The following is a 12361-nucleotide window of genomic DNA, read 5'->3' as shown; positions in this document are numbered from 1 at the left end:
TCGGCGATACCTGTACCAAAGAGCGAAAACGCGAGGGTTGGAAAGATCAGAATGGAAGAGACCGACACCGCAAAAATGGATGGACGCTCCACGCGCCATGAGGCTCGCCGACAGGAAATTCTGGAAAAGGCGACTGCCTACCTGCTGCAGCACGGCCTGACCAATCTCGCCATCAGACCGATGGCTGAGGCCTTGGGTATCAGTCATAGAACGCTGCTGCATCACTTTGGCAGCAAAGACGAAATGATCCAGACTATCCTTGGCAGCATTCAGCAGCAGGAAGTAGAGCGAGGTGAAAAACGCGCGGCGGATTTTGCCAACGACCCGCTGGGCATGCTCGACGATAGCTGGGCACAGCTATCCAGTGCGAACTACCTCGGCTTTCTGCGCATGAGTATGGAAGCATCAGGAAAAATCGCGAGCCCAGGCGGCGCACCTAATATGGCAGACGGTACAAGGCAATACCTGAAAACGCTGACTGAAGCGATAAAAAGCCAAGGCGTAGCGCCCAAGCGCGCCAGTCAGCTAGCGACACTGGCTCGAGGCACCATGAGCGGACTGACGCTGGACATGATGGTCACGGGCGACAAAGACCGTGTACGATTAGCTTATCGGGGGCTAAGGGATTGGATTGAGCAGGAGATTAACGATCCGTAGTCTGAATTTAATTACTGATCCAGCAACACTGATAAGGCGCCAGTTCAATACTTCCCTTAAGATCAGACATATCCTCGCCACTGATCAGGTCAAACCAGTCATTGGTGGCAATCAGATTTAACTGGGTGAGACTAATGTGCTGCGGCTGCCGTGAAATATTGTGCAAGGCAAAAATACTCTGGCGTCGGTCCGCACTCTGACGCCAGAATGCAAATACCTGATCATTGATATGCAGAGTGTACTGAGTCGCGTTGGGATGAAAGGCCCGCTGGGTGCGGCGCAGTTTGATCAAGAACTGCAATCGTTCAAACACCGCTTTGTGAATCCCCTCCTCTGTTAAGGCTGACTCCAGCTCGTGCCACTGCCACTGATGCCGATTGATCGAACGATTGTGACTGGTGTTTTCCAGACGCCTATAGTCGTTGCGGGTGCCGAATAGACTGTGAATGTAAAATGCCGGAATGCCTTCCAGTGCCAACATGATGCTGTGTGCGCACACAAAACGCTCGACAGCAAAGTCGTCCTCGCCATCATGAGTTCCCTTCAACGCATCGAACAGGCTGATATTTAACTCGTAGGGGCGATTCTCGCCGTTCTCCAGAGCACGCCAGGAAATCTTGCCGCCGAAGCCCTCTATCGTTTTCACCACCTGCGACAATTCCTCATCGCTCAGCAAACCTTCTGCTGGGCGCAAACCAATGCCATCGTGCGAAGCAATGAAATTCAGGTAAGTCGTTCCGTATTGCGCCGGCGGCATACTCATCAGCCAGTTTTTGAGGTAGCTGCAGTTTTCACTTAACAGCGTATGCAGCAATAGTGGTGGCAGGGAAAAGTTGTAAACCACATGCGCTTCGTTGGCGTTGCCGAAGTAACTGAGATTCTCCCGGTTTGGAATGTTGGTCTCGGTAATAATCACCGTGTCATTGCGGTAGTGCTCGGTAACCGTTCGAATCAAGCACACCACTTCGTGGGTCTGCGGCAGATTCAATGAATTTGTGCCCGCCACTTTCCAGAGAAAGGCGATGGCGTCCAAACGGAAGATGCGAACGCCTCGACCCATGTAGAGTTTGATGATGGAGAGAAACTCCATCAGTACCTTCGGATTGCGAAAATCCAGATCGACCTGATCGTGACTGAAGGTGCACCAGACATGCTTTATGCCATCGGCGGTTTCGGTTTCGCGCAGCAAGGGGCTGGTGCGTGGCCGCACCACCTGACTCAAGTCGTCGTCTGGCGACGCCACGAAAAAATAATCCGAACCGATGCCCTCGCCTTTTTTGAAGTTATCAAACCAGAGACTGCGACTGGAGCAGTGATTGATCACGCAATCGGCCATGAGACTGTAATTGCGCGCCAGCGCTTCGATGTCCTGCCAGTCACCTAGCGAAGAATTCACTTCCGCATAGTTGATAACAGAAAAACCATCATCTGAGCTGTAGGGGAAAAACGGCAACACGTGAACGCCAGATACAACGCCCTGCAAATGGCTGTCGAGAAATTGCTTCAACACCTGAAGTGGAGGGTCGGGTTCCCGCTGAATGCTGTCGCCGTAGGTGATCACCCAGACATCATTTTGATCCCAGTGATTGCTGAAGGGAGGCGGCCCTTCGGTTGACTCATTGAAGCTGAATAGCTCGACAACCTCTTTACACAAGCTGTCGGCTCGGTCCTCTCCGTAAAGAAACCCGAGCTGACTCAATAAGGTCGCCTGCAGGAGGGACAGGTCACTGCGACTATTCACGCCCGGCGAACTCCTCGCGGTCGGCCTCGACGGCTGCTTTCAGATCCTCCAGTATCGTTGGGATCGCGCTAACCACCCGATTCCAGCTAGGGATAAAGGGCGTCTCCATAGGGTTTTCAAGAAAGATATTGCCCGCTTTCACAATGTTCGCAGCAAACAGTTCGATCGCCTGCTCTTCCCGGTGAATATCCAGATTCAAACCATTCATACGCGCGTCGTTGTAGTACATCTCTACAAAATCCAGGGCGGTGCGATAGTAGGTTGCCTTGATGGAGCGGAAGGTTTCATTTGAGAACACCGCGCCATTGATGGCCAGTTTGCGGAAAACGGCCTTGGTAATATCAATCGACATTTTTGACAGACCACCGCCGTCATCGTGCTCCGACAGGTCCTGATGCTTGTGATCGTAACGATCCGCAATATCCACCTGACACAATCGGTTGCTGGAATAGTTGCGATACACCTCTGACAGCAGACCAATCTCCAGCCCCCAATCGCTGGGGATGCGCAGGTCACCGACGACATCTGCCTGCATGGAAAACTCACCGGCCAAGGGATAGCGAAAACTGTCCAGGTAATCGAGATAATCGGTGTTGGGATAGATCTTTTTCAGAGAGCGCACCAGCGGGGTAACCAGCAGTCGACTGACCCGGCCATTGATACTGGTATCCGTGACTCTCGCGTAGTAGCCCTTGCAGAATTCATAACTGAAGCCGGGATTGGCAATCGGATAAAACAGTCGCGCTGGCAGCAGGCGTTCGTAGGTGACGATATCGCAATCGTGAAGCGCGATCGCTTTGCCCCGGCCGGAGGCCAACACATAGCCAAGACAATACCAGGCATTGCGCCCCTTTCCGGGTTCCTGTGGTGCGAGCCCCTCATCCTGCAGACGCCGATCAAGCGCTTTCAGACGCGGGCCGTCGTTCCAGAGTATGCGATGGTGTTGTGGCAGTCGCCCAAAATACTTGACTGCCTCGGCAAATTCTTCCGCGTCGGCCCGATCAAGGCCAATCACAATTTCACTCAGGTAAGGCACCTTGCGAAGATGCTGAATGATGTCTTCCAGCGCCTGAGCTCTCAGCTCGGAAAAGAGACTGGGCAATACCAGCGTCATAGGACGTGACTTAGAAAACTCCACTAGATCTGCTTCCAAATCTTCCAGCGGCCGGTCAACCAGATTGTGCAGGGTTGCAACCATTCCGCCCTGATAAAAATCGCCCATGCCGTCGAGTTCCTTGTGTTATCGGTTTTTCAGTATGTCGTTCAGCGCTTCTGCCCAGCCTTCCGGACCAAAGGCCTCGGTGTGGATAATGGTGCCCCGCGTAGCAGGTGCGAGCCGCTCACCCGATGCCGGCCGTATGCAGACCGCTATATTGGCTCGCGCCAGCATGGCGGTGTCGTTATCGCTGTCGCCCAGCGCAACAACCGGTCCCTCATTCTCAGGATAGTAGGTTTTTATCAAACGCTGCATGGCCACGCCCTTATCGCAGCGCCCCATCACATGCAGAAAACGCCCGCCTTCGAGACACTGCAATCCCTGTGCCTGAATCCAATGCACAAAACTGGATCGCTGCTTTGCTGAGCCCTTCCAGATGAGCGGTTCGGTAAATTCCCGGGCAAGTGAGGCTTCAGCCGCCGCCTGATCAAGACCTGTATGTTCGATAACGCCAGCCAGCCCGAAGTCGCGGTAACTTTGGAAACTGAAGCCCTGCTCGCGAGCCTGATCGAGGGCCTTCAGCAGCACTTCTCGCGGCTTGCCGAGCACATCGCACTGCTGGCCGTCGGCGCTGTAGATTGCCGAGCCATTTTCGACGATGTAGGGCGTTGTCAGTTGTAAGTCGGAGAGTATTTGCACCAATTCGGTGCGCGTCTTACTCGTATTGAGCACAACGGGGATATTGCGATGAGCGAGTTCGGTCAGGGCTTGTTTGGCGGGCTCGAAGGAGTAGGTATGGTGGTCGAGCAGAGTGCCATCGAGGTCGGATACAACCAGCATAGAGAGGAGCAGCCGCTGCGATCAGTCACAGCGGCCTAAGGCTCGTTCAGTGAACGTGGCCGTGGGAGATTTCTTCTTCAGACGCTTCGCGCACTGAATCAATCTTCACGTCAAAGTTCAGCACCTGACCGGCCAGCGGGTGATTGCCGTCAACCAGAACCGCTTCGTCAGTCACTTCGCGCACGACAACCATCTGAACCTGACCGCCCTCGCCCTGAGCCTGGAACTGCATGCCCGGCTCAATGCTTTCTACACCCTGAAAGGCTTCACGAGGAACCTGTTGCAGCAGCTGAGGGTTGATTTCGCCGTAACCGTCAGCAGGCTGAACCACAACCTGCAGCGCGTCACCGGCTTCTTTGCCAGTCAGCTCGTTTTCCAGGCCGGGGATGATGCCATTGTGGCCGTGCAGATAGGCCAGCGGATCGCGACCTTCAGAGCTGTCCAGCGTCTGGCCGTCTTCATCCGTCAGTGTGTAGTGGAAGGAGACGACGCAGTTGTTTGCAATTTTCATATTAACCTCTTGAGTTGATTAGCCGTACAGGATGCCATTTTGTGGCCTTGAGGTCACGGAAAACGGCGGAATTGCCGCAATTCACGCCTCTGATTACCTGAGTGTAGCTCGCTTTTTGTAACAAACTGCCAGCTGAATGAGCGCAACTATCATTGAGGGGTTTTGCCGCTTAGGCACAATCGTTTGTCACCATTCTCACAGTAGGGTCATTACATGACAGAAGCATGGATTATAGATGCCTGCCGCACCCCGCGCGGCATTGGCAAGGTTGGCAAAGGCTCACTGGCCAATATCCACCCTCAGCAACTGGGTGCGACCGTGTTGAAGGCCATTGCCGAGCGCAACAATCTCAACACCGCGGATGTGGACGATGTGATCTGGGGCTGCAGCTCCCAGCGTGGCACCCAGGGCAATGATCTGGGACGCATGTCGGCGCTGGCTGCCGGCTACGATATCCGCTCCAGCGCGGTGACTCTGGATCGCTTCTGTGGCTCAGGCATAACTGCCGTCAATCTGGCAGCGGCGAATATCGCTGCCGGTTTTGAAGACTGCCTGATCGCCGGTGGCGCCGAGATGATGTCCACCTACGGCAACGGTAACGATGCCCCCATGTTTATGGATAACGGCAACTTGGTACTGCGTGAGATGCACCCCCAGCCCCAGCAAGGCGTTTGCGCCGATGCCATCGCCACACTGGAAGGCATTCCCCGGGAAGCGCTGGACGAACTGGCCGCCACCAGTCAGGCCAATGCCGCCAACGCCATTGAAAAAGGCTATTTCAACAAGAGCCTCGTGCCGGTTTATCACGACGATGGCACACTGGCGCTGGATCGCGAGGAATTTCCTCGCCCAGGCACTACCGCTGAGGTTCTGGCTGGCTTGAAGCCCGCCTTTGAAGGCTTGGCCAATCACCCGCTGGATGAGGCGGGCACCACCTACGCCAGCCTGATTCACAAGGTCTACCCGGACCTGAAAATCAATCACGTGCACCACGGCGGCAATTCCTCCGGTGTTGTCGACGGTGCTGCCGCTCTGCTGATGACCTCCCCCAGCTATGCGAAAAAACACGGCCTCAAGCCCCGCGCCAAAGTGGTTGCCATGGCCAATATGGGCGACTCTCCCACCCTGATGCTGAACGCTCCGGTGCCCGCCACCAAAAAGGTGCTGGCCAAGGCCGGTTTGACGCTGGACGATATCGATCTGTTCGAGATCAACGAGGCGTTTGCGGTGGTTGCGGAGAAATATATTCGCGACCTGAAATTGGATCGCAGCAAGGTCAACGTCAACGGCGGCTCGATTGCCTTGGGTCACCCCATCGGCGCCACCGGTTCACTGCTGATAGGGACGCTGCTGGATGAGCTGGAACGCCGTGATCTGAAGCGTGGTCTGGTGACTATGTGTGCGGCGGGCGGTATGGCACCGGCGATTATCATCGAGCGTATGTAAGCGGCTCGCATTGCAAAAGCGGGCCTTTCGGCCCGCTTTCTAATCCTTTTCCATCAAAATCAGCGATTCGGTGTGTCCTGAATAATGCGCTGCCCCAGATCAACAATCTCACGGCGCAGCCAGATATGGCCGGGGTCGTGCTGGAGCAAGGGGCTCCAGGCAATCTTCAGCTCAATCGGAATAATCATGAACGGCGGTTTGCGAATCGCCAGACGACTATCTTCTGCGTGCAGGCGAGCTACCTGCGTGGGCAATGTAGCAATAAGGTCAGGCTGACCCGCCAGCAAGGCGGCAACCTGATAGTGGCGGGTAAACAGGCGAATACGGCGTGTGTGGCCAGATTCAGCCAATGCCTCATCCACCCAACCCAAACGCTGGGGATCTTTGGTATTCATACCCCGACCCACACCCATACCGGTCTTGCTGACCCAGATATGGTTGGCCTGCAGGTAGGCGTCGAGATCGAAGTTTTCCAGCACCGGGTTATCAGCGCTCATCAAACAGGAAAAGCTGTCACGCCAGACGGTAGCCTGATGGAAGGACTGAGGCAGCTGGTCGAAGCGGTTGATCGCCATATCGATCTTGCCCTGCTCCAGATCCTGAAAGGAAACGTCTGAGGGGGTGAGAATATCGAGGGTAATTTCCGGCGCTTCGTCGCGCAGTTTATTCAGTAGCGGCGCCAGCAGGGTAGATTCCGCGTAGTCCGTCGCCATAATCCGGAACACCCGTGAACTGGATTTGGCGTCAAATTCCGCTACCGGCAGCACGGCTTTTTCGACCGACGCCAGAATGCCACGCACCTGCGGTTGCAGCTCATTGGCCCGCTCGGTGGGAGTCATACCTTCACTGGTACGTACCAGCAGGGGGTCACCAAACAGTTCCCGCAGTCGACGCAAACCATTGCTCAATGCCGGCTGGGTAATGCCGAGCTGCTCAGCAGCGCGGGTCACATTCTTTTCGCGCAGCAGTACGTCCAGATACACCAGCAAATTGAGGTCAACGCGGGATAAATTCATAAGATTAATGCCTCGATGATGCTAATAATTATGGGAAATCATTAAACCAGAAGCGTCATACAATGGAAATAATGGAAAAAGTAAAAAAAAGCCCGGCAATTAGCCGGGCAAGCCTCACACTGACAGGTATGAAGTCGGTTGAGCCGAGCGCCCTGATACTTTCGATCAGGCGCGCTTGGCTTTCAATTCTCGGCGACGGGCGTGCAGAACCGGCTCGGTGTAACCGTTCGGTTGCTCAGTGCCCTTGAACACCAGGTCACAGGCAGCCTGGAAAGCAACGTTGTCATCGAAATTCGGCGCCATGTTGACATACTCAGGATCACCCGCGTTCTGACGATCCACCACCTCGGCCATGCGCTTCAGGGTTTCCATCACCTGCTCTTCAGAGCAGACGCCGTGGCGCAGCCAGTTGGCAATGTGCTGAGATGAAATCCGCAGGGTTGCGCGATCTTCCATCAGGCCCACATCGTTGATGTCAGGCACTTTGGAACAGCCAACACCGGCATCGATCCAGCGCACAACGTAACCCAGAATGCCCTGCGCGTTGTTGTCCAGTTCGTTCTGGATTTCTTCGGCTGACCAGTTGGTGTCTTTGGCTACCGGAATCGTCAGAATATCGTCCAGTGCTGCGCGCTGACGCTCGGCCAGTTGTTGCTGAACATCAGCCACGCTCACATCGTGGTAGTGCATTACGTGCAGGGTCGCAGCGGTCGGTGACGGCACCCAGGCACAGTTGGCGCCAGCTTTCGGGTGACCAATCTTGGCGTCCATCATCTGCGCCATTTCATCGGGCATGGCCCACATGCCTTTACCGATCTGGGCTTTGCCAGACAGGCCACACTCCAGACCGATATCCACGTTCCAGTCTTCGTAAGCCTTGATCCAGGCCTGCTGCTTCATGTCGGCTTTGCGTACAAAGGCGCCCGCTTCCATGCTGGTGTGAATTTCGTCACCGGTGCGATCCAGGAAGCCGGTATTGATAAAGATCACGCGCTCTTTGGCCATCGCAATACAGGCTTTCAGGTTCACCGTGGTGCGGCGCTCTTCATCCATGATGCCGATTTTCAGGGTATTACGGGTCAGACCCAGCGCATCTTCGATGCGATCGAACAGTTCGCACGCAAAGGCGACTTCTTCAGGACCGTGCATTTTGGGCTTAACGATATACACGCTGCCTTCACGAGAGTTGCTCAGCTTGCCGGTGCGCTTGAGATCGTGCATGGAAGCCAGTGCGGTGACCATACCGTCCATAATGCCTTCCGGTACTTCATTACCGTCCGCATCCAGAATCGCTTCATTGGTCATCAGGTGACCCACGTTGCGAACCAACAGCAGGCTGCGACCATGAAGGGTCAGTTTGCTGCCGTCCTTGGCTATAAATTCGCGGTCATCTACCAGGCGTCGGGTAATGGTTTTGCCACCCTTCTCCAGCGACTCTTCCAGCGTACCCTTCATCAAACCCAGCCAATTGCCGTAAACCACGGCCTTGTCTTCGGCATCTACCGCAGCGACCGAGTCTTCGCAGTCCTGAATGGTGGTCAGGGCCGCTTCCAGCACAACATCTTTCACGTTGGCGGCATCGGTTTTGCCGATGGGGTGTTCAGCGTCGATCTGAATATCAATATGCAGACCGTTGTTGATCAGCAAAATATTGGTCGGCTTGGCGGTATCACCGGCGTAGCCCACAAACTGATCGGCATTTTTCAGGCCTTGGGTGCTGCCGTCTTTCAAGCTCACCTGCAGTGCGCCATCAACCACGGCGTAGCCGGTCGCATCGGCGTGAGAGCCGGATGCCAGCGGTGTGTGGGTATCGAGGAATTTACGGGCGTAGGCAATAACCTTGTTGCCGCGAACCGGGTTGTAGCCTTTACCTTTGTCGGCGCCGTTATCTTCGGGAATCACGTCGGTGCCGTAGAGCGCGTCGTACAGGCTGCCCCAGCGCGCGTTGGCCGCGTTCAGGGCGTAACGGGCGTTCATTACCGGTACCACCAGCTGCGGGCCTGCCAGCGTGGCAATTTCCGCATCGACATTAGATGTCGTGACTTCAACATTGGCCGGCTCGGGCAGCAGGTAACCGAGGTCTTCAAGGAAGCTGCGGTACTGACCAGCGTCGAAGTTCGGGTTTTCGCGATGCCAATTATCGATCGTCGCCTGCATTTCATCGCGGGCGGCTAACAAACGCTTGTTTTTGGGGGCCAGATCCTTGAGGATGGCCGCGAATTGCGACCAGAAGTGATCAGGCTCGATTCCGGTGCCCGGTGCAATTTCTTCGTTGACCAGGCGATACAGCACCTCTGCGATCTGCAGTCCGCTGTGTTCGACACGCTTGGTAGTAGATGAAGACATGCTTGCTCCTTAATACAGGTCTTAGATACAAATGCCCCGCTGTCCGGGAGCCGGAGTTTGCGGGCATGTTAGCGATCGCAGGATAATTTCACAAATTAATCCATATTATCCGCGCAATTCATTTGAAGAATGACCAATACTACCGTGATTGACCGCCCTGCCTTCATTTATAGTCGCCACAGCGCTGTCTACAATCCTTTTTGTTGGCAAGAATTCCCCTGAGTGATGGGGAAGATTTTATTTATCTAGAAAATACTCGATATAGAGTCTATAAATTAGATAAATCAACTGCCCAACCCTAGAATACGCGGCATCCGTCAACTCCATTCGACACAAGAAGGGATCGATCATGTCTGACTATCGTTCAACTATCGAACACATCGCCAAACTGCGTGAGCAGATGGGTGACTCCTGGCGCGACATCAAGCCCGAAGCGGCTGCGCGCATGAAGCTGCAAAACCGCTTCAACACCCACCTGGACATCGCCAAGTACAACGCCGGCATCATGCGTAAAGACATGGCCGAATACGATGCTGACACCAGCAAGTACACCCAGTCTCTGGGATGCTGGCACGGTTTCATCGGTCAGCAAAAGCTGATCTCTATCAAGAAGCACTTCGGCAAAACCGACAAGCGCTACCTCTACCTGTCTGGCTGGATGGTTGCTGCTCTGCGCTCTGAGTTTGGTCCTCTGCCCGACCAGTCTATGCACGAGAAGACGGTTGTTGCTGACCTGATCCGCGAACTGTACACCTTCCTGAAGCAGGCTGACGCCTGGGAACTGAACCACCTGTTCCGCGCTCTGGACGACGCTCGCGAAGCTGGCGACAAAGCCAAAGAAGACGAAATCATCAACAAGATCGACAACTACGAAACTCACGTTGTGCCGATCATTGCTGACATCGATGCCGGTTTCGGTAACGCAGAAGCCACTTACCTGCTGGCCAAGAAACTGATCGAAGCGGGTGCTTGCTGTATCCAGATCGAAAACCAGGTTTCTGACGAGAAGCAGTGTGGTCACCAGGACGGTAAAGTAACCGTTCCTCACGAGGACTTCCTGGCCAAGATCCGTGCCTGCCGCTACGCCTTCCTGGAGCTGGGCATCGACGACGGCGTTATCGTTGCTCGTACCGACTCTCTTGGTGCTGGCCTGACCAAGCAAATCGCGGTAACCAATGAGCCGGGCGATCTGGGCGACCAGTACAACAGCTTCCTCGATGGCGAGTACATCGACGACGCATCTCAAATCAACAACGGCGACGTTGTGATTAAGTCTAACGGCAAGCTGCTCAAGCCGAAGCGTCTGCCTTCTGGCCTGTTCCAGTTCAAGCCGGGCACTGGCGAAGACCGCGTTGTTCTGGACTGTATCACCAGCCTGCAGAACGGTGCCGACCTGCTGTGGATCGAGACCGAGAAGCCCCACGTTGGTCAGATCGCTGGCATGGTAAACCGCATCAAAGAAGTGGTTCCCAACGCCAAGCTGGTTTACAACAACAGCCCGTCCTTCAACTGGACCCTGAACTTCCGCCAGCAGGTATTCGATGCTTGGGAAAAAGAAGGCAAAGACGTTTCTGCCTACGATCGCGCCAAGCTGATGAGCGAAGAGTACGACAACACCGAGCTGGGCCAACTGGCCGACGAGTGGTGTCAGAACTTCCAGCGCGACGCGTCGCGTGAAGCTGGTGTATTCCACCACCTGATCACTCTGCCGACTTACCACACTGCGGCCCTGTCTACCGACAACCTGGCCAAAGGTTACTTCGGCGACGAAGGCATGCTGGCCTACGTAGCAGGTGTTCAGCGTAAGGAAATCCGTCAGGGCATCGCCACTGTTAAGCACCAGGATATGGCTGGTTCTAACATCGGTGACGACCACAAAGAGTACTTCGCTGGCGAAGCTGCTCTGAAAGCCGGCGGTAAAGACAACACCATGAACCAATTCGGTTAATGGTGTACGCTACACCGTAAGGTCTGAAAGGGGTGACATTTGTCGCCCCTTTTTTGTTTCGGGCTTTTTAAACCCCCCGTCATTGCGAGCAAAGCGAAGCAATCTCTCTGGACTTGTGCCACATTCAACAGATTGCTTCGCTTTGCTCGCAATGACGAGTCTCTAACTACCCAACGCGTTTGGAGGTTTTATGACAACCATCTCTACCCCCGATCTCTGCGATGCCTATGGCGAAAAGGTGCAGGTTGCCGAGCCGGTATTTCGCCACTACGGCGGCTGCGAAAATTTCTACGGCGAAATAGCCACTGTTAAATGTTTTGAAGACAACTCCAAAGTCGGTGAATCCCTGCGCACCAATGGCGAGGGCAAGGTGCTGGTGGTTGACGGTGGTGCCTCACCCCGTCGTTCACTGCTGGGCGACAAGTTGGCGCGCATGGCGCTGGACAATGGCTGGAAAGGCATTATCGTGTACGGCTATATTCGCGATCTGGAAGAGATCGCAGATATGAATATTGGCGTGATGGCGCTGGGCAGTATTCCGCGCAAAACCGAAAAGCGCGGCGAAGGTCGCACGGGCGTGAATCTGCAATTTGCTGGCCTCACAGTGCAACCCGGCAATTTCATCTATGCGGATCGCACCGGTGTTATTGTTGCTGACGAATCACTGAAACTGACCGATCTGGGTGATGAGGGCTGAAGC

10 protein-coding genes are annotated in these 12361 nt (G+C 54.8%); 4 read left to right on the top strand and 6 right to left on the bottom strand.

Annotation, left to right across the window (positions count from 1 at the left end):
* The first annotated feature begins 51 nt into the window (after positions 1 to 51).
* A complete protein-coding gene (locus FHR99_RS00285) occupies positions 52 to 657 on the top strand; it encodes a TetR/AcrR family transcriptional regulator (RefSeq protein WP_183408546.1) in 606 nt (201 codons plus the stop codon).
* Between the two features lie 7 nt (positions 658 to 664).
* Here FHR99_RS00285 and FHR99_RS00280 read toward each other — a convergent pair whose 3' ends face one another.
* From FHR99_RS00280 to FHR99_RS00265, 4 genes are read right to left on the bottom strand one after another with little or no spacing between them, the layout of a single operon-like run.
* Positions 665 to 2371, bottom strand: a complete 1707-nt coding sequence (locus FHR99_RS00280) for a sugar phosphorylase (RefSeq protein WP_425488609.1) — start codon at positions 2369 to 2371, stop codon at positions 665 to 667.
* A 19-nt stretch (positions 2372 to 2390) separates the two neighbouring features.
* On the bottom strand, positions 2391 to 3620 hold the full coding sequence (locus tag FHR99_RS00275; protein ID WP_183408545.1) for a glycosyltransferase family protein: 1230 nt from the start codon (positions 3618 to 3620) through the stop codon (positions 2391 to 2393).
* An 18-nt stretch (positions 3621 to 3638) separates the two neighbouring features.
* Complete coding sequence (locus tag FHR99_RS00270; RefSeq protein ID WP_183408544.1) at positions 3639 to 4394, bottom strand: HAD-IIB family hydrolase; 756 nt, start codon at positions 4392 to 4394, stop codon at positions 3639 to 3641.
* A 46-nt stretch (positions 4395 to 4440) separates the two neighbouring features.
* The gene (locus tag FHR99_RS00265; RefSeq protein WP_183408543.1) at positions 4441 to 4905 is read right to left on the bottom strand and encodes an FKBP-type peptidyl-prolyl cis-trans isomerase; all 465 of its coding nucleotides are present in this window, start codon (positions 4903 to 4905) and stop codon (positions 4441 to 4443) included.
* 213 nt (positions 4906 to 5118) lie between these two features.
* Between FHR99_RS00265 and FHR99_RS00260 the strand changes: the two genes are divergently transcribed.
* Entirely contained in the window at positions 5119 to 6351 is a 1233-nt protein-coding gene (locus tag FHR99_RS00260; RefSeq protein WP_183408542.1) for an acetyl-CoA C-acetyltransferase, read from the top strand.
* A 59-nt stretch (positions 6352 to 6410) separates the two neighbouring features.
* Here the strand turns inward: FHR99_RS00260 and FHR99_RS00255 are convergent, their stop codons facing one another.
* A complete protein-coding gene (locus FHR99_RS00255) occupies positions 6411 to 7367 on the bottom strand; it encodes a LysR family transcriptional regulator (protein WP_183408541.1) in 957 nt (318 codons plus the stop codon).
* Positions 7368 to 7532: 165 nt separating this feature from the next.
* On the bottom strand, positions 7533 to 9713 hold the full coding sequence (locus tag FHR99_RS00250) for a malate synthase G (protein ID WP_183408540.1): 2181 nt from the start codon (positions 9711 to 9713) through the stop codon (positions 7533 to 7535).
* Positions 9714 to 10062: 349 nt separating this feature from the next.
* On the opposite strand from FHR99_RS00250, the gene FHR99_RS00245 reads away from it, so the two are divergent.
* Complete coding sequence (locus tag FHR99_RS00245) at positions 10063 to 11661, top strand: isocitrate lyase (protein ID WP_183408539.1); 1599 nt, start codon at positions 10063 to 10065, stop codon at positions 11659 to 11661.
* A 190-nt stretch (positions 11662 to 11851) separates the two neighbouring features.
* Positions 11852 to 12358 (top strand): ribonuclease E activity regulator RraA, encoded by a 507-nt coding sequence (rraA, locus tag FHR99_RS00240; protein ID WP_183408538.1) that lies wholly within the window; start codon positions 11852 to 11854, stop codon positions 12356 to 12358.
* The last annotated feature ends 3 nt before the right edge of the window (positions 12359 to 12361 follow it).

Origin of the sequence: Litorivivens lipolytica, from assembly GCF_014191715.1 — a bacterium.
GTDB lineage: Bacteria > Pseudomonadota > Gammaproteobacteria > Pseudomonadales > Spongiibacteraceae > Litorivivens > Litorivivens lipolytica.
Note: the sequence above shows the minus strand (reverse complement) of the source record. Positions and strands in the feature narration are given on the sequence as shown.

What these genes read in the sequence shown, in the direction of transcription:
- FHR99_RS00285 (WP_183408546.1), top strand. Translation starts at nt 52, where the DNA reads ATGGAAGAGACCGACACCGCAAAAATGGATGGACGCTCCACGCGCCAT.
- FHR99_RS00275 (WP_183408545.1), bottom strand. Translation starts at nt 3,620, where the DNA reads ATGGGCGATTTTTATCAGGGCGGAATGGTTGCAACCCTGCACAATCTG.
- FHR99_RS00270 (WP_183408544.1), bottom strand. Translation starts at nt 4,394, where the DNA reads ATGCTGGTTGTATCCGACCTCGATGGCACTCTGCTCGACCACCATACC.
- FHR99_RS00265 (WP_183408543.1), bottom strand. Translation starts at nt 4,905, where the DNA reads ATGAAAATTGCAAACAACTGCGTCGTCTCCTTCCACTACACACTGACG.
- FHR99_RS00260 (WP_183408542.1), top strand. Translation starts at nt 5,119, where the DNA reads ATGACAGAAGCATGGATTATAGATGCCTGCCGCACCCCGCGCGGCATT.
- FHR99_RS00255 (WP_183408541.1), bottom strand. Translation starts at nt 7,367, where the DNA reads ATGAATTTATCCCGCGTTGACCTCAATTTGCTGGTGTATCTGGACGTA.
- FHR99_RS00250 (WP_183408540.1), bottom strand. Translation starts at nt 9,713, where the DNA reads ATGTCTTCATCTACTACCAAGCGTGTCGAACACAGCGGACTGCAGATC.
- FHR99_RS00245 (WP_183408539.1), top strand. Translation starts at nt 10,063, where the DNA reads ATGTCTGACTATCGTTCAACTATCGAACACATCGCCAAACTGCGTGAG.
- rraA (WP_183408538.1), top strand. Translation starts at nt 11,852, where the DNA reads ATGACAACCATCTCTACCCCCGATCTCTGCGATGCCTATGGCGAAAAG.